General features: G+C 40.3%; 26 protein-coding genes. 7 read left to right on the plus strand and 19 right to left on the minus strand.

All coding sequences use genetic code 11. The features are described 5' to 3' along the window. Positions 1–5: 5 nt before the first annotated feature. The 5 genes from V1L66_RS13960 to V1L66_RS13980 form a co-directional block, all read right to left on the minus strand. A complete protein-coding gene (locus V1L66_RS13960; protein WP_333004472.1) occupies positions 6–1,076 on the minus strand; it encodes a sigma-E factor regulatory protein RseB domain-containing protein in 1,071 nt (356 codons plus the stop codon). Beyond that, positions 1,076–2,524: a HAMP domain-containing sensor histidine kinase gene (locus V1L66_RS13965; RefSeq protein ID WP_333004470.1), complete on the minus strand. Its 1,449-nt coding sequence runs from the start codon at positions 2,522–2,524 to the stop codon at positions 1,076–1,078. The genes V1L66_RS13960 and V1L66_RS13965 overlap by 1 nt, the downstream gene beginning before the upstream one ends. Then, complete coding sequence (locus tag V1L66_RS13970; protein ID WP_333004468.1) at positions 2,521–3,219, minus strand: response regulator transcription factor; 699 nt, start codon at positions 3,217–3,219, stop codon at positions 2,521–2,523. The genes V1L66_RS13965 and V1L66_RS13970 overlap by 4 nt, the downstream gene beginning before the upstream one ends. 345 nt (positions 3,220–3,564) lie before the next feature. Continuing rightward, the gene (locus V1L66_RS13975) at positions 3,565–4,581 is read right to left on the minus strand and encodes an inorganic phosphate transporter (RefSeq protein WP_333004467.1); all 1,017 of its coding nucleotides are present in this window, start codon (positions 4,579–4,581) and stop codon (positions 3,565–3,567) included. A gap of 15 nt (positions 4,582–4,596) precedes the next feature. Beyond that, positions 4,597–5,217, minus strand: coding sequence for a DUF47 domain-containing protein (locus V1L66_RS13980; RefSeq protein ID WP_004229078.1), 621 nt, complete (start codon positions 5,215–5,217; stop codon positions 4,597–4,599). A 334-nt stretch (positions 5,218–5,551) separates the two neighbouring features. On the opposite strand from V1L66_RS13980, the gene V1L66_RS13985 reads away from it, so the two are divergent. The 3 genes from V1L66_RS13985 (at position 5,552) to V1L66_RS13995 (ending at position 8,654) form a co-directional block, all read left to right on the plus strand. Continuing rightward, a complete protein-coding gene (locus V1L66_RS13985; protein WP_238542977.1) occupies positions 5,552–5,749 on the plus strand; it encodes a hypothetical protein in 198 nt (65 codons plus the stop codon). Positions 5,750–6,304: 555 nt separating this feature from the next. Then, positions 6,305–7,681, plus strand: coding sequence for a Na+/H+ antiporter NhaC (gene nhaC, locus V1L66_RS13990; RefSeq protein WP_312124861.1), 1,377 nt, complete (start codon positions 6,305–6,307; stop codon positions 7,679–7,681). Positions 7,682–7,889: 208 nt separating this feature from the next. Further along, complete coding sequence (locus tag V1L66_RS13995; protein WP_016994634.1) at positions 7,890–8,654, plus strand: trans-aconitate 2-methyltransferase; 765 nt, start codon at positions 7,890–7,892, stop codon at positions 8,652–8,654. Positions 8,655–8,698: 44 nt separating this feature from the next. Here the strand turns inward: V1L66_RS13995 and V1L66_RS14000 are convergent, their stop codons facing one another. From V1L66_RS14000 to V1L66_RS14010, 3 genes are all read right to left on the minus strand, one after another. Beyond that, positions 8,699–9,019 carry a YnfA family protein gene (locus tag V1L66_RS14000; protein ID WP_258859306.1) on the minus strand — a complete coding sequence of 107 codons (321 nt, stop codon included), beginning with the start codon at positions 9,017–9,019 and terminating at the stop codon, positions 8,699–8,701. Positions 9,020–9,060: 41 nt separating this feature from the next. Further along, entirely contained in the window at positions 9,061–9,795 is a 735-nt protein-coding gene (locus V1L66_RS14005; RefSeq protein WP_016994637.1) for a sulfite exporter TauE/SafE family protein, read from the minus strand. A 76-nt stretch (positions 9,796–9,871) separates the two neighbouring features. Continuing rightward, positions 9,872–10,726 carry a LysR family transcriptional regulator gene (locus tag V1L66_RS14010; RefSeq protein ID WP_333004460.1) on the minus strand — a complete coding sequence of 285 codons (855 nt, stop codon included), beginning with the start codon at positions 10,724–10,726 and terminating at the stop codon, positions 9,872–9,874. 111 nt (positions 10,727–10,837) lie between these two features. Here V1L66_RS14010 and V1L66_RS14015 point away from each other — a divergent pair, with 111 nt between their 5' ends. Then, entirely contained in the window at positions 10,838–11,605 is a 768-nt protein-coding gene (locus V1L66_RS14015; RefSeq protein WP_312124851.1) for a sporulation protein, read from the plus strand. Positions 11,606–11,676: 71 nt separating this feature from the next. Beyond that, positions 11,677–12,342, plus strand: a complete 666-nt coding sequence (locus V1L66_RS14020; RefSeq protein ID WP_036081370.1) for an HAD family hydrolase — start codon at positions 11,677–11,679, stop codon at positions 12,340–12,342. Positions 12,343–12,386: 44 nt separating this feature from the next. Here the strand turns inward: V1L66_RS14020 and ptsP are convergent, their stop codons facing one another. The 11 genes from ptsP to V1L66_RS14075 all read right to left on the minus strand — a co-directional run bounded on the left by ptsP (position 12,387) and on the right by V1L66_RS14075 (position 23,019). After that, on the minus strand, positions 12,387–14,099 hold the full coding sequence (gene ptsP, locus V1L66_RS14025; protein WP_036081373.1) for a phosphoenolpyruvate--protein phosphotransferase: 1,713 nt from the start codon (positions 14,097–14,099) through the stop codon (positions 12,387–12,389). Beyond that, entirely contained in the window at positions 14,096–14,362 is a 267-nt protein-coding gene (locus V1L66_RS14030; RefSeq protein WP_333004455.1) for an HPr family phosphocarrier protein, read from the minus strand. Before V1L66_RS14030 ends, ptsP begins: the two co-directional genes overlap by 4 nt. Continuing rightward, positions 14,359–15,063 (minus strand): glucosamine-6-phosphate deaminase, encoded by a 705-nt coding sequence (locus V1L66_RS14035; RefSeq protein WP_081977536.1) that lies wholly within the window; start codon positions 15,061–15,063, stop codon positions 14,359–14,361. Before V1L66_RS14035 ends, V1L66_RS14030 begins: the two co-directional genes overlap by 4 nt. 20 nt (positions 15,064–15,083) lie before the next feature. Then, positions 15,084–15,794 (minus strand): sugar isomerase domain-containing protein, encoded by a 711-nt coding sequence (locus tag V1L66_RS14040; RefSeq protein WP_036081376.1) that lies wholly within the window; start codon positions 15,792–15,794, stop codon positions 15,084–15,086. Between the two features lie 59 nt (positions 15,795–15,853). Then, on the minus strand, positions 15,854–17,020 hold the full coding sequence (gene nagA / locus V1L66_RS14045) for an N-acetylglucosamine-6-phosphate deacetylase (protein ID WP_333004453.1): 1,167 nt from the start codon (positions 17,018–17,020) through the stop codon (positions 15,854–15,856). Positions 17,021–17,117: 97 nt separating this feature from the next. Next, complete coding sequence (gene nagE, locus V1L66_RS14050; RefSeq protein WP_333004450.1) at positions 17,118–19,061, minus strand: N-acetylglucosamine-specific PTS transporter subunit IIBC; 1,944 nt, start codon at positions 19,059–19,061, stop codon at positions 17,118–17,120. Between the two features lie 178 nt (positions 19,062–19,239). Next, entirely contained in the window at positions 19,240–20,181 is a 942-nt protein-coding gene (locus V1L66_RS14055) for an ABC transporter permease (protein WP_333004448.1), read from the minus strand. Beyond that, the gene (locus V1L66_RS14060; protein ID WP_009370928.1) at positions 20,159–21,079 is read right to left on the minus strand and encodes an ABC transporter ATP-binding protein; all 921 of its coding nucleotides are present in this window, start codon (positions 21,077–21,079) and stop codon (positions 20,159–20,161) included. Before V1L66_RS14060 ends, V1L66_RS14055 begins: the two co-directional genes overlap by 23 nt. A gap of 87 nt (positions 21,080–21,166) precedes the next feature. After that, positions 21,167–21,880, minus strand: a complete 714-nt coding sequence (locus tag V1L66_RS14065; RefSeq protein WP_333004444.1) for an ABC transporter ATP-binding protein — start codon at positions 21,878–21,880, stop codon at positions 21,167–21,169. Between the two features lie 9 nt (positions 21,881–21,889). After that, positions 21,890–22,246, minus strand: coding sequence for a GntR family transcriptional regulator (locus V1L66_RS14070; RefSeq protein ID WP_048390347.1), 357 nt, complete (start codon positions 22,244–22,246; stop codon positions 21,890–21,892). Next, the gene (locus V1L66_RS14075) at positions 22,243–23,019 is read right to left on the minus strand and encodes a hypothetical protein (protein WP_115673969.1); all 777 of its coding nucleotides are present in this window, start codon (positions 23,017–23,019) and stop codon (positions 22,243–22,245) included. The genes V1L66_RS14070 and V1L66_RS14075 overlap by 4 nt, the downstream gene beginning before the upstream one ends. A 190-nt stretch (positions 23,020–23,209) precedes the next feature. On the opposite strand from V1L66_RS14075, the gene V1L66_RS14080 reads away from it, so the two are divergent. Together V1L66_RS14080 and V1L66_RS14085 are read left to right on the plus strand one after the other, a co-directional pair. Further along, positions 23,210–23,443, plus strand: a complete 234-nt coding sequence (locus V1L66_RS14080) for a hypothetical protein (protein ID WP_016994653.1) — start codon at positions 23,210–23,212, stop codon at positions 23,441–23,443. A gap of 6 nt (positions 23,444–23,449) precedes the next feature. Next, positions 23,450–24,124 (plus strand): HAD family hydrolase, encoded by a 675-nt coding sequence (locus tag V1L66_RS14085; RefSeq protein WP_036081390.1) that lies wholly within the window; start codon positions 23,450–23,452, stop codon positions 24,122–24,124. Positions 24,125–24,134: the final 10 nt, after the last annotated feature.

Genomic DNA, 24,134 nt, shown 5'->3' on the forward strand with positions numbered 1-24,134 from the left:
TCACCTCATTGTACAACGGTCATTTGTTGCGCATAGCTTAAAAGATCCTCAACTGTTAATTCTGGATTTTGCCCAACCATACTATATTGGTAGCCGTTTTCTTGCCAAGCAAGGGAACGGAAATTTTCACCATCCATAACAGTGCCTTTTTGTCCTCGAATATCTATTTCTTTTTCATTTAGAATGGGGCCAATATCTGCAACACTCGCATCTGCTTTAAAAATTGTGACAAAAAAAGCTAACTCTCCATCTAAAACATAATCGAAAGAGTATTCTGGTCGTTCCTCTATCCCTTTGACCATGGATATGTTATCTAACGTAAGACCATTTACTTCTGGCACTAATAAAAACTTTTCAAGCTGCTGCTTGACGTCCTCCAATGAAATAGATTCTGAAGTGTCCTGTCCGCTAATTTCCTGAATCGTTACATCCTTTGGTAGATCTAGTGTAAATTGTTGATCATCTATTTTTTCACCAAAATTAATCTTAGAATATTCAGTGATCATATGATTCCCTGCACTATCTGTCTTCATTTTTAATGTCAGCCAAGTTTTTTTGTCAATCCATGCTTCGATATCTCCAAATAACGATTCCGTTTTCTTCGTCTTTGCCACGATTTTATACGTATCTCTACCTGCAACCTTCTCTTCTCCCGCTATTTTAATATCATGGGTATCCTTAACCATATTAAAAATAAGCTGTACCTGATCTTTCGGTGATTGCAAGCCGTCTAATTCATGTTGTGAATAATCTATTGTGTAGGCTGTCTTTTCAGTGACATCATAGCTAATCACTTTAGCATCATTTTTGACTGTGATAACATGTTCACCATTATCACCTGTCATTTCTATCCGTCTATTGCTATCCTTTACCCATTCCTTCACTTGAGCTTTGCCACCTAGCTCTCCCATATCTAACGTATATTCGCCATAATAAGTGAGTGGCTCCTTGGATTCTTGAAGGGCTTGGTCGATAATTTCCTGAGGTGTATAAGATGCCTCTGAATTACAGCCCACTAAGCTAAATGTCATTACAGCAATTAAGCCTGCTGCTCGGCAAGATCTTTTCCAATTCATCATTCATTTACTCCTTTAGAAGGTGGTAGCCAGCAAATTACCGCTGTTCCAATGCTCTCTCTAGAAAGCAGTTCGACAGTGCCACCATGTTTTTCAATAATTTGTTTTGTAATATTTAAGCCTAGTCCTGTTCCTCGTTCACCAGCCTTTGATCTCGCATAATCTGCTTGATACATTGGCTCGAATAATTTTACAATGTCCTGCTGTGGTATGCCTCTTCCGTGATTTTGCACAATTATATACATACCCTCTTGCTTGGTTAAAGCAGACTTCAAGAAATCAAAGCCCCATTCGGGATTATTTCCAGCATTGACTGCGGCTAAGCCGATTGTTGTCCCCTTTTCCCCATAACGCCATGCGTTGCTCAATAAATTATCAATGACACGCTGAAGTTGTTTAGGATGCACAGCATAAAGCCCATCCACGGCACAGCATACTTTTAATGTAAATCCTTGTTCTTCACATAAGGGTTCATAGTCAGACAAGGCCATGTCAAAAAATTCTTCTCCATCCACAGCAATGAGCTTTAATGTATAGTTTGTTGATTGAAGTAATGTAAACATCATTAAATCCTCTAGCATATGCTTCATCCGATCTGCCTTCATAACGATGACCTGCTGATATTCTGCCTCCTGCTGTTCTGTTAAGCCTTTAGTTTGTAAAGATTCCGCATAGGCTTGGATGGCTGTAAGGGGCGTTTTCAAATCATGGGAAATACTTGCAATCATCATTTCTTTTTGCTGTTGTTCCGTTTTTAAAGAAGCCCGAGTCTTTTCAATTTCATCCTGCATCGCCTCAAATGTTTTGGCGAGTGCCCCAATCTCATCTTTTCTTACGCTTAGTTTTGATGTAACATGCTGACCTTTCGCAAAATGACGCATGTGCTGCATCAGTTCACGTAATGGCCGATTCAGTTTCCGATGAAGCAACAAGATGACAGTTAAATAAATGATAAGAAACAACAGGATCGTGCTGGCGATGACAAGCCATGAACGCTTTTCTACACCCTTTACCCAATCTGTTCGTATTAATTGAATTTCATAGATGCCAAGCAAATCACCTTTTAGATATACAGGCTCCTTGTATGTAAAGGCGTTGTATGCTTGCTGTAAATCATATAAACCATTTAACATGCGCTCTTTCCCTACATAGCCCGTTAGCAAAGGGTTGGAGGAATATAAAACATAGCCAGATTTCGTATAGAGGGTAATCGCCAGCTGCTCATTGGTAAGATCCTCAACCTCTTTAAGATTGGCATTTTTTTGATAAAGCATTGGATTGTCAACGACATCTTTTACATGATTTAGCTCTGTCCACTTGTCAAAGAACTCCGCCACATTTTTATCTTGGTAATAAGCATTAATCCACACATAAAGGCTATAAGCTCCTACTATGGGTAATACCATTACAATAAAAAACATAATTAGTAACCACGCTTTTATTTTCATAATGGTTCACCAATAAAACGGTAGCCCTTACCCCACACGGTTTGAATAAAATTTGGGTTTTTCACAGAATCCTTGAGCTTTTCTCGTAGTGCCTTAATATGAACTGTGACAGTATGAGTGTCCTCTAACGTTGCTTGCTGCCAAATATGCTGATACAGTTCCTCTTTTGTAAAGGTTTGACTCGGATTTTTAGCTAGCAGCCTAAGAAGAGCAAACTCCTTTTGAGTTAATGCAATTTCTTGCTGATAAACACATACTATTTGTCGTTGCCAATCTATTGTTAATCCATTCGCATAGGCAGTATGCTCTTCTATCACGTCTTGCTTATGGTAGCGTCTCCAGCGTCTAAGATGAGAGGCAACTCGTGCCTTTAATTCTTCTAAGCTAAATGGTTTAGCGATATAATCGTCTGCCCCCTGCAAGCCCTCCACCTTATCCGCATCTTCCTTGCGAGCACTCATCATTAGGATCGGCACATCACTCTCCCAACGGATATTTTGACAAACCGTTAATCCATCCATTTCTGGCAGCATCCAATCCACCAGCACTAAATCGAAAGGTTGCGTTTGAAAATCTGCCAATCCCTCAAGGCCCGTAGTAGCCCATGTTACACAATAGCCTTCCTGCTCCAGCGTATCCTTCACAATACGCCCAATCGCTGTATCATCCTCAATCAGTAGTAACTTTTCCTTCATCATTTTCCTCCTGCATTCACCTTACTACGGAAAAAACGATTTTCTCCGAACTTTACACTTTCTTTATAATTACCTTAGAGCGAATCCGCACTTTACACAAGGGGGCGGAGGCTACCGATTTCATCGAAGCAGTTTTTCTTCCTGCCTGAGCTATCCGCCACTTTTGTGGGGCTTTCCGACACTTTGCCGGTTCTATCCGCTACTTTAACTGAGCTATCCGCCACTTTGCCGGTTTTATCCGCTACTGTCCGCGCTTTCCGACACTTTGCCGGTTCTATCCGCTACCCGCATCCGTTTTCCAGCACAAAAAAAGGAATGCACTGTGATTGTGCATTCCTTAGCGAACTAGAAAAATAAACTTAGAATATAGTAAATCAATGCTGCCATGACAGCAGAGATTGGCATCGTGATGACCCATGTTGTAACGATTTTACGTGCCATCCCCCATTTAACTCCTTTAACACGGTGAGCTGTTCCGACACCCATGATGGATGAAGAAATAACATGTGTTGTAGAAACTGGTAAATGGATTAATGTGGCACCAAAGATAATCGATGCAGAAGCTAAGTCTGCCGCTACCCCATTTACGGGGCGGATTTTCATAATTTTTCCGCCAACGGTTTTGATGATTTTATACCCACCGACAGATGTACCAAGACCCATCGCAGTTGCTGCAGCAAAACGTACCCAGAAAGGAATATCATCTCCTTGGTGTAGGCCACCCGCGATTAGCGCAAGGGTAATAATCCCCATCGCTTTCTGCGCATCATTTGTCCCGTGTGTAAAGGATTGTAAGGCTGCTGTCCCAATTTGCATTGTACGGAAGCCTTTATTCGTGCGATATAAATTCATATCTTTGAAGATGATCTTTAATAATGTCATCATCAGGAAACCAGCTGCGAACGCTAGTAATGGTGAAAAAATAAGTGCTTGAAGAATTTTAATAAACCCAGCATAGTTCAAAATATCAAATCCTGCTGCGGCAATAGCTGCCCCTGCAACAGAACCTATTAATGTATGAGAAGAACTTGATGGAATCCCAAAATACCATGTTAATAAATTCCATGTAATGGCAGATAATAAGGCTGCTAAAATAACAACAGAACCTGTAATATCGCCATCATAGGCATTTAAAGAAAATGGGTCCACAATATCTTTTGTTAGGGCTTTGGCTACCCCAACGAATGTAATCGCTCCGACGAAGTTCATTACTGCTGCCATATAAACCGCAGTACGTGGCTTTAAGGCACGGGTCGATACAGAGGTAGCAATCGCATTGGCTGTATCATGGAAGCCGTTAATAAAGTCGAACACAAGTGCGAAAATAACGACTAATATGGTGATTAATAAGATCGTATCCATTTCGTACACTCCATCTTATGCATTACGCATAATTATTGTTTCAATTGTGTTTGCTACTGTTTGACAGCTGTCCGCAATGTCTTCAAATTGCTCATAAATATCCTTGAAAACAATCAAACGCATTGGGTCTTTTTCTTGGATGAATAATTGCTTCATTGAAGAACGGAAAATTTCATCACATTCACGTTCATTGTCCTTAATTTGAATAGCATGTTTACGCATTTCCACAAGCTTTTTACTATTTAACAGTTCCATGGCTTGTACCATTTCGTCCGTACTTTTCGCAATATATGTGAGGAATTGGCGCATTGGTTCTGTTACTTCTGTTAGGTTGTACATATTGAAGTGCGCAATACAGCCTTCCATTCCATCAATTACATCATCTAGTTTGTTTGCTAATGCTAAAATATCTTCACGTTCAATTGGCGTCATAAAGGATTTATTCAGCATAACGATTAGTTCATGGATTAATTTATCGCCACTTGTTTCGTATTGCTTCATTGTATCTGCAATTTCTTTGAGCGCATCTATATCTTGAATACGGGCATTATGAGCATAATAAATACCCTCATTCACGTTTTTTGCGATTTTTAATAATGACTGAAAAAATGGATCTTGCTTATTTGAGTTGAACATCCTGTTCCTCCTGTTGAAAAAATATTGTCGATTTCTGAATCATCATAACAAAACATTTACACAATTCTACAAAATTTTAAACACTCAGATGTTGATTTTACAAAACTGTAATATAAAATTTGCCACATTTATTTTTAAGCTATTTCCCAAGTTGTAAACGTTGGAAATCAAATATTAAAAATCACTATTTTTTCTTTAAAAATGACCATTTTTTCTTTTATTTTTATAAAAATACTTGAAATAAACTTTTTTTTGCTGATTTGTTTACCTTGTGAAATGTTAAGGAATTGTAAACGAAATTTACATGAAAATGCTGGAATTTCATTGTTATTTTTTGACTTTCACAGTACGCGATGATGAAAGATGGGAGCATATTAATGGATATGGATTTACTTTCACTCACAATAGTATTACTACTGGCGGTGGACTTATCTCCTTACCTACATTAATGGCTGTTGGTTTACCTCAAGTACAGCCATTTGCCACAAATAAACTGGCCAATACCATTAGTAATGGCGTGCAGGTAAAGTAGATAGCAAGAAAATCGGAAAAATCGTCCCCTTTATCTTTGTGGGGTCTTTTCTCGGTGCCTTTACCATCCATCTTGTATCCCCTGCTATTTAAAACCACTTAAGCTTGTTATGCTCGTCCTTGTAGCTGCTTATACAATGTTTAAAAAAGATTGGGGACAGCAATATCAAGAGCGTGTACCTAGTACAGCCAAAATTTAGCCTATATAGGTGCATTTGTGGCTATAGGCTTTTTTTGGACCAGGTACGGGTTCATTTTTTATTCTATTAATGATAGGCGATGATTTTCTTCAAGCTACTGGTAATGCGAAAGCTATTAATTTCACCTCAAATTTAGCGGCATTAATCATGTTTTAGTTTTAAGAGAAGTTCATTTTCTATATGGTTTTTCGATGGGCTTTGTCATGACCTGTTTATTGATTTTGAAAAAATGCCTGGGATGATTTCTTTCATTGAGACCGCCAATTTTCAGTCAATTGACAAAAAATATTAGCGTGCTATAATACTTTTGGGCTTCACCGCATTGAAGCGCAGAAGTATTTATTAGGAGGATTCACATGTTTCGAATAGAAGCAAAGAGTAACCCTCGATTTCTTGAGGCAGGCTTTATCACTATTTTAATTATTGCCACAATGGCTTATAGTATTGGCTATTTAAAGGCTACACCGCATATCCCGATTTTTCTTGTAATTGCCATTTTACTCGCGTATGGATTACTGAAAAAAGTACCCTTTCGCGATCTTGAAGGTGGTATGATTGCTGGTGCTAGCGCTGGACTTGGCGCCGTTTTTATTTTCTTCTTTATTGGTATTTTAATTTCGAGCTGGATTATGGGTGGAACGATCCCAACCCTTATCTATTATGGCTTTTTAACTGTTTCGCCAAACTTTTTCTTTGCCATCGTGTTTTTAATTTGTAGTATCGTTGGTATTTCAATTGGAAGCTCGTTAACAACTGTCGCGACGGTTGGTGTGGCATTTATGGGGATTGCCGGTGCCATGGATATTTCGCTAACGATTACAGCTGGAGCGATTGTTTCTGGCGCCTTCTTTGGTGATAAAATGTCACCATTATCCGATACAACCAATCTTGCCTCTGGTACAGTTGGTGTAGACCTTTTTGAGCATATTAAAAATATGGGCTGGACAACCATCCCTGCTTTTCTTATCTCCTTTGTGCTCTATGCTATTATCTCGCCAACAGGAGCTGCTACATCCTTTGAGACAGTCGAGCAATTTAAAGAGGGTTTACTGTCTACAGGACTTATTCATTGGTATACATTATTGCCAATTGTTGTTCTCGTTATCATGACTTTTTACAAGGCACCTGCAGTCATTACCTTAGCTGTTGTGTCCATTATTGGCGTAGGGCTTGGCGCTCTACTAGACCCACTTCCCCCTGCAGATGTCTTCAAGATTCTATTTGATGGCTATGTCTCTCAAACTGGTAATAAAGAAGTAGACGCCTTGCTCACTCGTGGTGGGATGAATAGTATGCTATTTACAATCGCGCTTGTCTTACTTGCCTTAACAATGGGTGGTCTTTTATTCACACTAGGCATTATTCAAAGCATTTTAGCGAAGGTTGAAAGCTTATTTAAAAGTGCTGGCTCTGTTATTACAGGTGCTGCCATTACGGGCATTGGTGTCAATACATTGATCGGTGAGCAATATTTATCCATTCTGTTAACAGGTGAGGCCTTTAAGGCACAATTTGCAAAGGTTGGTCTTGCACCAAAAAACCTTTCACGCGTCATGGAGGATGCAGGTACGGTCGTCAATCCTCTTGTGCCTTGGAGTGTTTGTGGTATTTTTATCACAAGTGTCCTCGGTATTTCCACACTGGATTACCTACCATTCACCTTCTTCTGTTTACTTGGTCCGATTCTAACGATCTTGTTTGGCTGGAGTGGCAAAACATTAACGAAGCTTTAACCATAGCAAAAGGTAGCTGAAAAAACATCAGCTACTTTTTTTATTTTACTCAAAATTTTTAGGGTTGCGAAATTTTTGCAAATCATTTGCCTGTAAAGCTCTGTTGTGAAGAAATCTATCATTCCAATTTGGAATCAAAATTCATGATTTTTCGCATTTCTGATGGATGGCCTCCTTTGCTATGCTCTACTAAAGGAGATGAAATACGATGACAACAAAAACAAAATGGAATGCTCATTTATATGATGAAAAGCATGATTTCGTTTCAAAATTGGGTACAAGCTTGGTCGATCTACTAGCGCCGCAAAAAAATGAACATATTTTAGATGTGGGTTGTGGTACAGGAGATTTGGCTAATGACATATCAGCACTTGGAGCTTCTGTGCTCGGAGTAGATGCGTCGGCTACGATGATTTTAGCTGCTCAGCAAAAATATCCTGCCATTACCTTTCAAACGATGGAAGCTACAGCGATGCACTTTTCTCAGCACTTTGATGCCGTTTTCTCCAATGCCGCACTTCATTGGATGAAGGAGCCTGATGTAGTTATTGAAAATGTCTATGGTGCACTGAAGAACGGTGGACGCTTTGTTGCTGAAATGGGTGGACAAGGCAATATTGCATCTATCGTTTGGGCCCTGCAAAAAAGTATGGAATCTTTACAATTTCCCTATATCGACCACTATTTCCCTTGGTATTTTCCAAGCATCGAGGAATATCAATCAAAATTAGAGAATGCAGGCTTTCAGGTCGAGAATATCACACTCTATAAACGCCCTACACCACTTCAAGGGAAGGATGGGCTTCGCAACTGGTTGGTCATGTTTAGTGAAAATCTTCTTCAGCACTTAAAGGCTGATGAGAAAGAGCAGGTTTATGCGACATGTGAGGAATTATTAAAGCCAACTTGTTTCCAACAGAATGAATGGGTCATTGATTATTATCGTCTGCGCTTTATTGCTCGTAAAAAATAGATTACAAAAGGTTACTATTCTGTTGTAGTAACCTTTTTTCATTGCTAAGAGCGAGGCAGCAATATCACAATGACGCCTATTAAGCATATCCCTGCGCCAATAAAGTCTAAATGATCGGGCTTTTTGCCATCAATGCCCCACCCCCATAAAATAGACAACACGATGAATACCCCACCATAGGCTGCATAAACTCTGCCAAAGGTAGGGAAGGACTGGAATGTTGCAACAACGCCGTACAAAGCAAGTGCAATACCGCCAATAATGCCCCAATAAAAAGGTTTGCCCTCTCGTAACCAAAGCCAAATTAAATAGCCCCCGCCTATTTCGCCAATTCCTGCAAGGATAAATAATAATATAGCTGTCATACTGTATCTCTCTTTCTCGTTTTAACACTATTATACATGTCTTACATGCCCCAATAGGTAATAGTGTCCGTTATACCGATTAAAATTAATAGGATACCTGCCGTCATTTGAATAGCCCTTCCCATCTTCATACTTTTTCGTAGGATAAGGCGCTTGGCATCAAAGACATAGATCAACAGAAGCATCATAATGAGCGGTACAGCGGTCGCTATGCCAAAAATACTCGGTAGAAGCAACCCATAGGAGGTGCTTGCCACAAGGGGCATTAGCCACACAAAGAACAAGACAAACATAGTGGGACAAAAGGCAATCGAAAAACTAGCGCCCATTAAGAACGAGCCTAATTTCCCCTCTTTTACTACAGGTGGTAGCAACGATGTTAAGCGTTGTAAAAAGGTTAATTTGAATAAACCGATTAGCACCAGCCCTGTTACCAGCATCATCGGTCCAATAGCCTGACGAAAGATTGGAAAATAAACGGTCATCTTTGTTTCAAATGATTGTCCAAAAAGCCAAGCACAAAACCCCAGCACACTAAAAACAACCACTTTCCCCCCAATAAAAAACATAATTTCTTGCCAATTACTGCTCTTTTGTAGTGTTCGATTGCCGTAAAATGTAATGGCACTCATATTACCTGTTAACTGACATGGAGCAAAGGCGCCTATCAAGCCAAGAAGAATGGCCATCATCAAAGCAGAATGCTCATAGCCCTGTACAAATTGCGTAATCGGCTCACTAATAAACTGACTAATGGTGGACAACATACTATACATATCAACACCCTCTATCTATCCTTTATACTAAAATAGTATAAAGGTACATTATGAATAAACCGTGCAGAAAGCTGCTTCACCCATACACGCTATTACACGCTTCTAAAAAATCATCATATTCTGCCGAGACATACTTTGTAAGCAAATAAGTATCCGATACAATATGGGAAAATTCTTTTAACGAATAGCTATGTAGAAGTTGTTGCTGACAATCAGCTTCTATCACACTCTTAGGCAACAAGGCAATACCAAGACCATGTTTGACGAAATGCTTAATCACCTCTGTTTGATTAATATGCATTGTTTGATGGCTTGCAAACTGCTGTAGCACCTGTTGTACGTCCTCCCAATAGGGCGCATACTCATGTGTAAGAAGCGTTTCCTGCTGTAAAAGGGTGAAAGCATCCAATTCCTTTTTAGCAATAGGAGCAATTAAATGCAATGGTTCCTGTGCGAGCATCACCGTGTGAAGCTCACGTGTTGAGGTTAATTTGGATAAGCCAATATCAATTACTCCAGTAAACACTGCTTCCCCGATTTCATTGGATTTTAAAAGTTCTATCACTACTTGAGTAGTTGGCTTTTGGCACTGGAATGCTGTGAGGATGGCAGGTAATGTTGAGTTCGCAATTTGTGGAGCAACGCCAAGCGTAAGCTTAGCGGTGTAGCCTTTTACGAAGGAATCCATTTGATGTAGCCCTTCATCTAAAGCGGACAGGATTTTTTGTGCCTGCTGACTAAAATAAGCCCCCTGCCGATTTAACGTCACATGTTTGCTCTGTCGATCAAATAAGGGGGTTTGCAATGCCTTTTCTAAATGCTGGATATGCTTTGTAACGGTTGATTGTGTAATAAATCGTTTTTCAGCTGTTTCTCGAAAGTTTTCGGTTTGTGCTGCCACTATAAATGTGCGTAGCCACTCTGTTTCCATCGCCATCCCTCTTTCGTTTTCAACTAGTATAGCGAAAAATTTGTAAGTCTTGAAACCTTTTTTTAACATAAGCGTATGTATAGCTAACGATGTCAGTAGGAGGAATGAAAGATGTCTTTTTTTCATAAAGCATTAGCAAGTATTGGTATAGGTTCAGCGACAGTGGATACAAGATTAGAGAAGGATAGTTATCGTGCTGGAGAGGTCATGCAGGGGGAAATCGTTGTGCGAGGCGGTCAAGTGGAGCAACAGGTCGACACGATTTACCTATCCGTCAATACGACGTATATCCGTGAGTCGAATGATCACAAACATACGGAGGTTGCCGCACTGCAGAAGGTGAAAGTAACAGAGCCTTTCACACTGGGTGCGGGCGAGGAAAAAATCTTCCCTATTTCATTAACATTACCATTTGAAACACCGATTAGTGCAGGTAAAACACAGGTATGGATTCAAACGGGCCTTGATATTAAAAATGCGGTCGATCCGAGTGATAAGGATTATATTCGTGTGGAGCCAACAGCACTAGCAGGACATATATTAGATGCGATTCGTGGATTAGGTTTCCGTTTACGTGAAGCAGAATGTGAACAAGCTCCTTCACGCTTCCGTGGCTACTATCCATTTGTTCAGGAATTTGAATTTGTACCAACTGGACAATATAGAGGCCATTTAGATGAGCTTGAATTAGTTTTCCTTTCTCAATCCAACCATTCTGCAGAGATTTTAATGCAAATTGATCGCAAAGTAAAAGGCATTGGTAGCTTTTTTGCTGAAGCATTAGATATGGATGAAAGCTATGTTCGCACAACGGTTACGATGCATGATCTACCGACACTGCAAGCAAAGCTTCAGCAAATCATTTCAAAACATGCCTAATGAACTAAAAAAGTAGTTGAAGCCTAACTTCAGCTACTTTTTTTATGATCAAATCGGAAGGTGAAAAAGATGTGATGAAAGCAGCATTATTTGATTTAGACGGAACATTATTAAATAGAGATGCATCTATCGAACTCTTCATTGAGCAGCAATATGAGCGATTAAAGTCGGTATTCGGTAGTATTTCAAAAGAACAGTATAGAACTCGCTTTATCCAACTAGATAAGCGAGGCTACGTTTGGAAGGATTGCGTCTACCAGCAATTAGTAGAAGAATTTCATTTTGTTCATATTACGTGGGAAGAACTTCTTCAAGATTATCTCAACGAATTTAAACATAGCTGTGTCCCTTTTCCTAACCTTATCCCTATGCTAGAACAATTGAAAAGGGATCAGTTGGCTTTAGGCATCATTACGAATGGCTATGGGCAATTTCAGATGGACACAATAAAGGCATTAGCAATTGAACATTATTTTGATGTCATTTTAGTTTCTGAATGGGCAGGAATGAAAAAACCCCATCCTCAACTGTTTTTAAATGCAATCGAAAAGCTGAATGTACTTCCTCATGAATGTGTTTTTATCGGCGACCATCCGGTGAATGATGTCAAAGGTGCTCAACATGTTGGCATGAAAGGCATTTGGAAAAAGGATAAACAATGGCAACGTGTTGAAGCGGATGCCATCGTGGAGGATTTATTAGAAATACCGCTATTCATTGACTCTTTCAGCCAATAATAAAAAACCCATCTACTTGTTGGTAGATGGGTTTTTGTTCTATCCTATTTCACAGCTTGCTTCACTTTTTCCAGCACTTCTTCAGCTGTCGCTAACTGTAATGCCTCTGTTGCTAAAGCCTGCATCTCTGGGACAGATAATTGCTTTAGCAAGGCCCTCGTTTTTAAAATAGACGTAGCACTCATGGAGAACTCATCTAAGCCTAAGCCTAGCAATAGTGGAACAGCAAGCTCATCGCCAGCCATTTCTCCACACATTCCTACCCATTTCTGTTCCTGATGGGCAGCTTTAATGACCATTTGAATTAAGCGTAAAATGGCTGGGTTATATGGTTGATACAAATAGGAAACTTTTTCATTCATCCGATCTGCCGCCATTGTATATTGAATTAAATCATTTGTGCCAATGGAGAAGAAATCCACTTCTTTTGCAAAAATATCTGCCATTACGGCTGTCGAGGGAATTTCAACCATCATCCCAACCTCTATGGATGAGCCTACTGCAATACCGCCAGCTATCAGCTTTTCCTTTTCCTGAAGCAAAATGGCTTTCGCCTCACAGAATTCTTGAATGGTCGCTATCATGGGGAACATAATTTTTAAGTTCCCATAGACAGATGCTCGCAGTAGTGCACGCAGTTGTGTGCGGAATAGCTCCTGCTGGTCTAGACATAGACGAATGGCACGGTGACCAAGGAATGGATTCATTTCTTCTTGCAAAGGTAAATATGGCAGGTGCTTGTCGCCACCGATATCGAGTGTTCGAATAACAACTGGCTTGCCCTGCATTCCTTCCAAGACTGTTTTATACGCTGTAAACTGTTCTTCCTCAGATGGCAAATTTTCTCGGCCCATATATAAAAACTCTGTTCGATACAAGCCAATTCCCTCTGCCCCATGACGCACTACACCATCCAAATCATTTGGCGATCCAATATTAGCCGCTAGCTCAACATGCACGCCATCTTTAGATACGGTTTGCTCATTGACTAAAGTAGACCATTCCGCCTGCTGTGCACGATACTTTTGAGCCTTTTCCTGGTAGTCTGCAATCACATCGGCACTTGGATTTACTAGGACTAGACCCGTCAAACCGTCAACAATTATAGTATCGCCATCCTGAATTGTTGTCGTAGCAGCCCCTACCCCTACTACAGCTGGAATTTCTAAGCTACGAGCCATAATGGCCGAATGGGATGTCCGCCCACCAATATCGGTAATAAAACCGAGAACATAGTTGCGATCTAATTGGGCTGTCTCTGAAGGTGTCAAATCATTCGCTACGATAATTACCTGTTCGTTGATATTGCTTGGATTTGGAATATGTACACCGAGTAAATGTGCTAATATGCGATTTGTCACATCTTTAATATCTGATGCACGGGCACTCATGTATTCGTCATCCATACCTTCAAATAATGCCACAAACATAGAGGATACTTCATGCAAGGCATACTCCGCATTTACCGCTTCGTCTGCAATTTTTTGATTGATGGGCCCAATTAATTCGGGATCATGAACCACTAATAAATGTGCCTCAAAAATCGCGGCTTCTTCTGCACTAAATTTTTCTAATGTTTGCTGTCGAATGACAACCAGCTCTTGCTCTGCTTTGGCAAGAGCGGCTGCTAAACGCTGCTGCTCTGCCTCGATATCATGAACAGTAGTTTTAGCGAATGTTAAATCTGGTTGGACGAAACGATATGCTTTCGCAATGGCAATGCCGTCTGAAGCGGCAATACCAGTGAGTTGTATCATTGTGCAAGCCCCATTTCTGTGATGAGTGTCGTTAATGCTACTAATGCTTGCTCTTCGTCTTCCCCCTCTACTACAAGTGTAAATTGGGAACCTTGCTTTAAGGCTAAGCCCATCACACCTAAGATGGATTTCAAATTAGCTGCTTTTTCTTCTGTACGTATTTCAATAGATGAAGCAAACGGTGTTGCTTTTGCCACAAGCTGGCTCGCAGGTCTTGCATGAATACCTAAAGGATCGACTACTGTAAATTGTTGTGTTTTCATAATTTATTCTCCTCTTCTTGTAAGTCTGTTAAAACAATCACATTTGGATGTTTGGATAAAGCAGTTGCTGGTACATCTTCTGTATAATCAGAAGACAGCAAGCGCTCTAACACCTCACGCTTAGCTTCTCCCACTGCAAGTAACAAAATGCATTTTGCACGCATAATCGATTGAATACCCATCGTGTATGCCTGTGTTGGCACTTCGTCGATGGAAGAAAAGAAACGCGCGTTAGCTTGACGAGTAGATTCTTCAAGTGTCACGAGATGTGTTAAAGAAGCAAATGGCGTACCAGGCTCATTGAAGCCGATATGACCATTTTGACCGATACCTAGCAGCTGGAAATCTAAGGGATATTGTTGCAATAATCCTTCATAGCGAGCTGTTTCCACTAGAGGATCTACTGCTAATCCATCTGGTAAATACGATGCTAGAAATGGCTTTTGGTTAAATAAATGTTTATTCATATAATAGGCATAGCTTTGTTTATGAGTTGCCTCAAGACCAACATACTCATCCAAATTAAAGCTAATACAATGTGAAAAATCAACATCTGTTTGACAGATTTTAGCATATAGCGGTTCCATTGTTCCACCAGTAGCTAATCCAAACGTTGTGGCGCCATTATTTTTGGCTTCCAAGATGGTCGCTACTGCATGTGTATATAAATCATCCATTGCGGAAAATCTTTTTACTTTCACCACGCATCCTCCTTTGTACCCTAGAAATGAATACGCTGACCATATTGATTAATGAGCGCATCGTTATTATTTTCCCCTAAATTACTGCTACCAAACACTGGTACACTAGCACCCTGTGCATGCATCAGCTCAATGATTTGAGCGAACAAAGCATTTAATAAAGTCGCACCTAGCACCGTTGATACAGGGGCATATTGCAATTGGTCAACGGTTAGCACACCATCGCCTAATGGCACATGCGTATTCATTACTTCATCTACTACTTGCTCTAAACGCTTGCCTGACGGATGGCGCGATGGCTGGTGCTGATATTCCAGCGACTGCAGTGATATGGTCAAAGCGCCCGCTTCCTTTGCATAGATAGCCATATCAATGGGGGCTGGATTATTGGCAGAGGTTGAAATGATGATACAAACATCTTGGTCATCAAATTGCAGCTGATCCTTATAGGAGGCTAAAAAAGCCTGTTTTTTTTCATTTTGTGAGGATTGCCGTGCACCCTGATGTAGCATTAACGATTCTATGTGTATCGGTTTAACAGGCACTAAGCCACCTGCCCGGTAGTAACATTCCTGTGCTAATAGCATGGAATGACCAGAGCCAAAGAGCTGGATAATGCCTCCCTTTGTGAGACGTTTAACAATTTGCTTGGCAATATGCATAAGTTGATTGCTTTCCTGCTGTGCCACCATTGTTAAATATCGATTTACTTGTTGAAAATAGGTATTCATGTTCTATCACCTTTTCATTTCCATCGTTTCATGCTAGATGTTTGTATACCTTCTGCATATTAGTGACAATTGTCAGCTTGCATTGCATCATATAGGACCTTGCCCGCCTTAATCGTTTGATGGAGCTTTAAATGTTCATCTAAAATTACCGCGTCCGCATCATAGCCTTGTACAAGCTGACCCTTATTACCTAGCTTCAATTGTTCGGCAGCATTAAAGCTGGACATTTTGACAAGCTCCTCTAGCGGACAATTCGTTATGTGATGCATATTCCGTACAGCTTGATCCATTTTTAAAATACTGCCTGCTAACGAACCATTTGACAAATGAGCGCCTGCTTCTGTCACATGAACTGTTTGACCGCCTAAATCATACGCTCCATAGGGCATTCCCTTTGCGCGCATCGCATCGGTAATTAAAATAAGCCCGTCTGCTCCCTTTAAGCGATAAGCCATTTCCACCGCACCTTCATGCATATGGATAAAATCAACAATCAGTTCTGCCTTAATCGCATCAAGCAGCAGGACACCACCAACTACACCTGGATCTCGATGGTGGAATGGACGCATTTGATTGTATAAGTGTGTTCCCTGTGTGGCACCTAATTGAGCCGCTTGTTGCATTTGCTCAAAGGTAGCATCCGAGTGACCAATTGAAACAATGACACCGCTAGCAGAAATACTTTGCACAGCTGCCATGCCATTTGGTTCTTCAGGTGCTAGCGTAATTTGCTTAATTTTATGGCCACTTAGTTGCTGCCATTTTGACCATATATCTAAATCTAGCTCGACAATATATTCAAGAGGCTGTGCCCCTGCGCGCTGCTTCGAGACAAAAGGTCCTTCGATATGAATACCGAGTACCTCTGCTTCGTCTGGCTGTGGCTGGAACTGTGCCACATTTTCAATAGCTCGTTCAATGTTGTCATAGCTTTGTGTCATCGTTGTGGCTAAAAAACTTGTCGTTCCTTCTTTTAAAAGGGATTGAGCCATCGTATGAAGCCCTTCATCAGAAGCATCCATCGTATCCATTTGAGCGGATCCATGAATGTGCATATCAATAAATCCTGGCAATAAAAATTTCCCTGAACCATCAAGCTGTTCTACATCGTGGATATTAAGCTGAGGAGCAATTTGCGCAATTTTACCATCCTTCATCCATACATCTACCTGTTCATCTCGTCCATTGCCATTCACTACTGTGATATTTCGAATGAGTAAACTCAAGAAAAACATCTCCTTCTTGAACAAGGGCTGTCGAAAAGGCATCCGTGTGCAATAGCTCATTGCCTCTGTATACCTTCGCTAACAGCCCCATTAGTCGTTACTTCTTCATTGTAATAATATTCGTTGAGCCTGCTCGTTGATAGCCAGTCTTTTCAAGTGTAATCTCTTGCCCCATTAAGCTTGTGAAGACAACTGGTGTAATGACAGAAGGTACTTGATCTTCAATCTGTACAAGGTTTGCTTTTAATAACGCATCCCCACGCTTAATTTTTTGACCATCTGTAACGAGCAGATCAAAGCCTTCACCATTTAATTTGACCGTATCTAAGCCAACATGAATTAATACCTCAATGCCCGTATCCGATTTTAAGCCGATTGCATGCTTTGTTGGGAACACCATCACTACTTGACCATCAAATGGTGCATAGACTGATCCATCTGTCGGACGAATCCCGAAACCTGGACCCATCAAGCCTGCTGAAAATGCCTCATCAGGCACTTCTGTTAAAGGTAATAAATCGCCAGTCATTGGCATTTCGAAATCACGGAATGTCATCGTGTCATTCTTCACTGTTTCTTCCATGACAGGCTGTGCAGCTGGAAGTCCTGCATTGGCTGGTGCTGGATTGCCTTTTTTCAAACGTTCTTTTATGGCTTCAGCTAAAAACTCAACAGATGTCCCAATAATTACTTGGACATTGGTTTTACTGATACGCATAACCCCTCTTGCACCTGTTTGCTTCAATGTTTTTTCATCGACGCTCCCAGAATCCTGTACAGACAAGCGTAAGCGGGTTGTACAATAATCCACCTGCTTAATATTGTCTTTTCCACCTAATGCTTCAATTGTATAATATGCACGTAAATCGACATCATCCGCAATAGCATTTACTTCGCCATCCTCATCCTCATCGTCTTCACGTCCAGGTGTTTTTAAGTCTAATTTTTTGATTAAGAAATAGAATACTACAAAGTAAATCGCCCCAAAGCCTAAACCTAAAGGTAATAAGAGCCATGGTTTATCTGCCAGACCAAGGTTGAGTAAGTAGTCACTTAAGCCTGCAGAGAAGCCAAAGCCATCACGGAATCCAACAAGATAGGCCACAGCCAATGAAATACCTGTTAATACAGCATGGATACCATAAAGAACTGGTGATAAGAACATAAAGGAAAATTCAATAGGCTCTGTAACACCCGTTAAAAAGGCTGTTAAAGCGATGGAAACGAACATCCCTCCAACGATTGGACGCTTTTCTTTTTTCGCTGCAAAATACATTGCTAAACAAGCTGCTGGTAAGCCAAACATCATGATTGGGAAGAAACCAGCTTGGAAATGTCCAGCTGATGTGTCTCCTGCTAGGAAGCGGTTGATATCTCCCTTCACGATTTCGCCTGCAGCATTTGTAAATTCACCGAAATCAAACCAAATAATTGTATTGATTACATGGTGTAGACCCACTGGAATTAATAGACGGTTGAAGAAGCCATACATCCCTACGCCAAGTGCTCCTGCACCGATCATCCAATTGCCGAAAGCATCAATGCCACCTTGAATTGGTCCCCAAACAATCGCTAAAATACTACCTAAAATTGCCATGGTGATGGACGTAATAATCGGTACAAAGCGCCGTCCACCGAAGAATGATAACCATTCTGGAAATTTCACATTATAATATTTGTTATATAATAAGCCTGCCGTAATACCGGCAATAATACCACCAAACACACCCATATTTAATTCTTCGTTAACAGTCTTTAAAACGGCGACTAAAACAAGATGCGCAATCGCACCTGCTAGAGCTGCGCCACCACTGCTATCATGTGCAAACCCCATCGCAATACCGATAGCAAAAATAATTGGTAAATTCCCTAGTATAGCATTACCAGAAGCGGCCATAATACTAGCAATGTACTGGATGGCTTCATTCGGTACGGCCCCAAGCATATCCGCTGAACCTAAACGCAATAGTAATGCTGCTGCTGGTAATGTTGCGATTGGAAACATGAGCGACTTACCGATTTTTTGTAAGAAAGCAAACATTCATTATCCCCCTTTGGTATAGTTGTCTAGACCACTTCAGTAAAAAAAAAGCGTTTTCACTAAGTTGCTATTATTATAGGCGCAATTCAAAAAAAAATAAATACTTTTTTAATATTTCGTGATGTTAAACAAAAAAACCGCACCCTAATCCAAAATTAGGGCACAGTTCTTCTTTAGCTTATGCCGTGACATCACGTTTCATAAAGGTTGAATAACTAATGACAAGGAAAACTACTGCGTATATAGCAAGTACTGTTAATGAGAAGGGCAACGTCACATCAGCAATCATGGAGCCACCACCATGCTCATACTGTGTTAAATCAGAATGTGTGAGCCAAATATATTTGACGATGTCGTATCGGCTTAAAAACATAACTATCATGCCGCCTGTAAAAGAAAGGAACATCGTTAAACCGATTGCTAATGAACTTGAACGGAATACTGAGCCAATCAAAAAGGCAAATAATGTAGACATCACAAAATCGCCACCAGATAATAGGTAATGATAGGCTAAATCGCTCCATACAGCCTTTTCAACGACCTGTCCATTGACCATTTCTAATTCCACACCTGTTCCTATGCCGAACAAGATTAAGCCGATAAGGGCACTTACCACAACATTGACCACATACAATAACAAACCAAAAAGGAATGTTGTTAGTAATTTAGATGTTAACACTTTGGCACGGGACATTGGACGCGTTAAGAGCATTTTAATCGTCCCTGTTGAAAATTCGCTCGATACAATACTAGCTGCGGTAATGACTGTAAATAAAGTAACAAGCGTAAGCATACCGCTTGTAAAGGACATAAAGCTTGCAAGACTACTATCCTTTTGACTTGGTGCATCATTCGCTAAACGATATTCAGAAATAGCCATCTGCTCTTGAAAGTATGCCTTATCTTCCTCCGTTAAATCTTCACCTGCTAGCGTCTCTTTATAGGATTGAATGGCCTCCTGCTCTATGTCCTGCCAGGAGCCCTCCGTCGGGGATTTTACTTCATAATATTTGGTGATTCCAGCAGGAACAAGAATGACAAGAATCAGCATGGCCACCATTGCCCATGTTCCTTTTTTATGCCATAATTTCATCCACTCATTTTGAATTAGCTTCAGCAATTTGTCCGCCTCCAGTCATTTCTAAGAATTGATCCTCTAATGTTTTCTGATGTGGCTGTACAGCAAATAATTGAATACCCGCTTGGACTAGTTGTGTAGTCATAGCTGGGACATCCTCTTTCTTCATTTCCACCACATAGCCTTGATTCTCTGCTACAAAGTTAAAGTCACACTGTTCCAGATAAGCAGACACCTGCTCTTTTGGCTGTGCCTCCACATAATAAAACGATGAGCTTTCATTATGAATATCGCGCAGATCAATCAGCTGCCCATTTTGAATCACAGCCACTCGATCACACATCAATTCAATTTCTGATAACAAGTGACTTGAGACAAAGACGGATACGCCCTCTTCTGAAGCAATCTTACGCAGGTACATACGAAACTCACGAATACCAGCAGGGTCTAAGCCATTCGTCGGCTCATCTAAAATCAAAAATTTCGGTCTGTGCAATAACGCCTGGGCTAATCCTAGTCGTTGTCTCATACCAAGTGAATACGTAGAGACCTTTTCATGTATACGATTTTCGAGCCCAACCTGTTGAATGACCTCCTGAATTCGTTCCTTTGTTACATTTTTATGCATACGTGCAAAATGTAGTAAATTTTTATAGCCTGACATAAATTTATACATTTCTGGATTTTCAACAATCACACCAACCTTACTAATGGCTTCCTCGTAATGCTCCTTCAGTGAAAGCCCGTCGATGATGACATTGCCCTCTGTTGGATGCATAAGCCCTGTCATCATTCGGATTGTTGTTGTTTTCCCCGCTCCATTCGGTCCTAAGAATCCTGTAATTTGGCCTGGATATAAATCAATGTTTAACTGTTGAATTAATTGCTTGCCTCGAATAGTTTTCGATAAATTTTGCAATTGTACAATCGGTTCTGTCATATTTTTCACCCTTTCTAATCTTTTTCGCCTGAGCATTATGCAGTCTGGCACGACAACATTGCTTTATTGACGATTCTTTCTTCACCTTTAGCTGTCAATATTTTTTACTGAAGGACGATAAAACCCTTTCATCCACTCAACTGCATCCTTATTAGCCACATCGCGTAATGTTTCCACATTCTCGTAGGCCATGATTGATCCTGCCTGCAATAAAATAATTTGATCTAAAATAGGCTCTACCTCATATAATTCATGTGTGGATAGCAAAATCGTTTGATTTTCGATGTCCGTAAATTGAATTAAGCCTTTAATCAACTGCTCTCTCACAATTGGGTCTAGCCCAGCAAATGGTTCGTCCATGACATAATAAGGAACCTCTCGTCCAAGGGTGGCAGCCATTTTCATACGACCACGATTACCCTTTGATAATTGGCGTAGCTTTGTGCGCGTATCTACCTGTAAAAATTGTGCGACGATACAGGCTTTGTCATAGGAAAAATCTTCAAATTGCGAAGCATAATGCTGGAAAAGCTGTTCACCCGTGTAGTACTCAAAAAACAAATCTGTATCTGGTAAATAAGCAATTTTGTCAGCACTTCTACGTGTGACTGGCTTACCCTCTAGTGTAATCTCACCAGCAGTGGGTCGCAGTAAACCAGCTAAAACTTTCATAAGCGTAGATTTACCACTACCATTTTCTCCAACTAGTCCAATGATTTGTCCAATCGGAAAGGAGAAGGATAGATCCTGTAAAACTGGCTTTTTCTTATATTGAAAAGATACATTTGATAGATGTAACATCCCTTCACCTCACGCTTTATTTTTCAAAACCACAAGCATCTCTTCCTTCGAAAAGCCTAATGCCTCAATCGATGTTAAAAAATTTTCAGCCAGCTGATTTTTCATCTCTTCACGCAATAACTCAATGCGCTCCTCATTGCTCGTAATAAATGTACCCTGTCCTCGTTTGGTTTCCGTTATATTCATTGCCTCTAACTCCTTGTATACACGTTGCACCGTATTGACATTGACACCTGTTTCTACTGCATATTCTCGAACAGAGGGAAGTCGATCACCTAGCTCCAACTTCCCCTTCAAAATGTCTCCACAAATTCGATCGACAAGCTGGCTATAAATGGGTTTGTCACGCGAAAAATCCATCGTCATCGTAAAACCACCCTTTCAAGCCACTTCGATGCTGCTAAAAACAGCAGTAGTAATAATAACGTAATGGCTATTTCCTCAACGACATATATCGAGCCAAGCATCCATTCCATCGTCATTTCTTTCGCTTTTGGTAGATAGTGTTCGATGTTTTGAAGCGAAACTTCTCCATGGAGGAAGATCGTTCGATACAGCTGACTCTCCGTTACCCGCGCCCAACCAGCTGTGGTTACATAAAACACAATCATTGTCAGCACAATTGAAAAACGACCTATTATGCGCTTCAATTGCAAATAAAAAGCTAAAAAGAATAAAAGAACGATAAATAGCATTAATTGTAAAATCGCCAATATAATAACAATTATTACCAAAACTAATAAAATTTGTCCAGCGCTCGCGATCAGCTCATCCTTAATATTGAAAATGGCTATACTCGTGAAAAGGATAGTGAAGAGGACATAACCTACTAATGAGCAAACCAATTTTGCTCCGATAAGCTTTGTGATAGAGCTTGTTGAATGGAGCCAGCTCTCCTTTGCTTTAATATCCAAACGCATCGATGCTAAAAATTGTAAGATAGAATAGAATCCACCTAGAAAAAGGACGAGCATCGTAAATGCAAATGCTAGTTGATGCTCATGTGCAAAGAGATCGACATACTGATGTAAGATATATGGAACGATCCAAGATAGCATAAGTCCCATAAATATCCCTACTAGAAACCATGAGCGATAAAGTACCCATTCTTTTTTTAAAAGTCCTGTAAAGCTTTTCAATCACAACACCTCGTGTCATAGTGTACTAGTCACATATTACACTATGACTTTTTTGTTGGCAAGTGGTAAATACAAGAAAAAGGAAATTTTGTTTACTCAACAATTACGCTTATGCTCAAAGAAGGTATTCACCTATTAAACACAGAATATATGGATAGCACTCTAACACTAAGCGTAAGGTGGTACTTGAATGGATAAAAGAGTTGTCTTTGATTTTGAAATTGAATTTACCAATGGTGGTGGCATACAAGGGCAGGATTTTCGCCTTGATATTGATGGAGATGACATATCGGACGAAGAGCTAGCTAAGTATATTGTGGAAGATATGAGGTTGCTCATGGTTGGCAAGGTAACGATCCTAAACAAAAAAATTATTAATGAAAAACATAAACGAAAACCTCTTGATGAGCAAGAAAGGACATGAAGCTCGTTGAAAGCGATACTATTTGATTTAGATGATACCTTACTTAATCGAGATCATGCTGTCGATCACCTGTTTCATATTATTTTGGAAAAATACTATGGAGCTATTCAGGGTACGCTCAAAAAGGACATGCTGGAAAAATTTAAGGAATACGATAAAAGAGACTATGGGATTGCCGATAAAACCAATGTTTTATCATCGTTTTTTGATGCGTTTCCATCAGCCTGTCAATTGCCTCGCCATGACATGCAAGATTTTTGGGATCAGCAGTTTCCATATTGCTTTTCTATCGATCAACATACGTTGAAGGTTCTCCAAACGATTAAGAAGCATGTACAGGTTGGCATTATCACAAACGGCACTACTCAGCGACAAAAGGCTAAAATTACGCATACAGGCTTAGCTAGCTATTTTGATGTTATCCTTATTTCTGAGGAAGTAGGATTAACTAAGCCTGACAAACGCATATTTGAATTAGCACTACATCAGCTCCAAGTTCAGCCAAATGAAGCTTTATTCGTTGGGGATGACTTAGCAAAAGATATTGCTGGTTGTCAGCAAGCAAGGATGAAGGGCATATGGTTCAATCCTCATCGGCTCACGAATAATACTGACATTAAGCCTGATGCCGTGATCCATTCATTTGATCAATTAATAAAAGGAAGAGACCTGTTTGACTAGGACTCTTCCT

The sequence above is a fragment of the Lysinibacillus sp. IITD104 genome (genome assembly GCF_036698265.2).
GTDB lineage: Bacteria > Bacillota > Bacilli > Bacillales_A > Planococcaceae > Lysinibacillus > Lysinibacillus boronitolerans.

Excerpts from the sequence above, each read along its gene's own strand:
- V1L66_RS13965 (WP_333004470.1), bottom strand. The coding sequence starts at position 2,524 with ATGAAAATAAAAGCGTGGTTACTAATTATGTTTTTTATTGTAATGGTA.
- V1L66_RS13980 (WP_004229078.1), bottom strand. The coding sequence starts at position 5,217 with ATGTTCAACTCAAATAAGCAAGATCCATTTTTTCAGTCATTATTAAAA.
- nhaC (WP_312124861.1), top strand. The coding sequence starts at position 6,305 with ATGTTTCGAATAGAAGCAAAGAGTAACCCTCGATTTCTTGAGGCAGGC.
- ptsP (WP_036081373.1), bottom strand. The coding sequence starts at position 14,099 with ATGATACAACTCACTGGTATTGCCGCTTCAGACGGCATTGCCATTGCG.
- V1L66_RS14005 (WP_016994637.1), bottom strand. The coding sequence starts at position 9,795 with ATGTATAGTATGTTGTCCACCATTAGTCAGTTTATTAGTGAGCCGATT.
- V1L66_RS14080 (WP_016994653.1), top strand. The coding sequence starts at position 23,210 with ATGGATAAAAGAGTTGTCTTTGATTTTGAAATTGAATTTACCAATGGT.
- V1L66_RS13995 (WP_016994634.1), top strand. The coding sequence starts at position 7,890 with ATGACAACAAAAACAAAATGGAATGCTCATTTATATGATGAAAAGCAT.
- V1L66_RS14040 (WP_036081376.1), bottom strand. The coding sequence starts at position 15,794 with ATGAATACCTATTTTCAACAAGTAAATCGATATTTAACAATGGTGGCA.
- V1L66_RS14070 (WP_048390347.1), bottom strand. The coding sequence starts at position 22,246 with ATGACGATGGATTTTTCGCGTGACAAACCCATTTATAGCCAGCTTGTC.
- V1L66_RS13960 (WP_333004472.1), bottom strand. The coding sequence starts at position 1,076 with ATGAATTGGAAAAGATCTTGCCGAGCAGCAGGCTTAATTGCTGTAATG.
- V1L66_RS13970 (WP_333004468.1), bottom strand. The coding sequence starts at position 3,219 with ATGAAGGAAAAGTTACTACTGATTGAGGATGATACAGCGATTGGGCGT.
- nagE (WP_333004450.1), bottom strand. The coding sequence starts at position 19,061 with ATGTTTGCTTTCTTACAAAAAATCGGTAAGTCGCTCATGTTTCCAATC.
- V1L66_RS14015 (WP_312124851.1), top strand. The coding sequence starts at position 10,838 with ATGTCTTTTTTTCATAAAGCATTAGCAAGTATTGGTATAGGTTCAGCG.
- V1L66_RS14065 (WP_333004444.1), bottom strand. The coding sequence starts at position 21,880 with ATGTTACATCTATCAAATGTATCTTTTCAATATAAGAAAAAGCCAGTT.
- V1L66_RS14060 (WP_009370928.1), bottom strand. The coding sequence starts at position 21,079 with ATGACAGAACCGATTGTACAATTGCAAAATTTATCGAAAACTATTCGA.
- V1L66_RS14030 (WP_333004455.1), bottom strand. The coding sequence starts at position 14,362 with ATGAAAACACAACAATTTACAGTAGTCGATCCTTTAGGTATTCATGCA.
- V1L66_RS14000 (WP_258859306.1), bottom strand. The coding sequence starts at position 9,019 with ATGACAGCTATATTATTATTTATCCTTGCAGGAATTGGCGAAATAGGC.
- V1L66_RS14010 (WP_333004460.1), bottom strand. The coding sequence starts at position 10,726 with ATGGAAACAGAGTGGCTACGCACATTTATAGTGGCAGCACAAACCGAA.
- V1L66_RS13975 (WP_333004467.1), bottom strand. The coding sequence starts at position 4,581 with ATGGATACGATCTTATTAATCACCATATTAGTCGTTATTTTCGCACTT.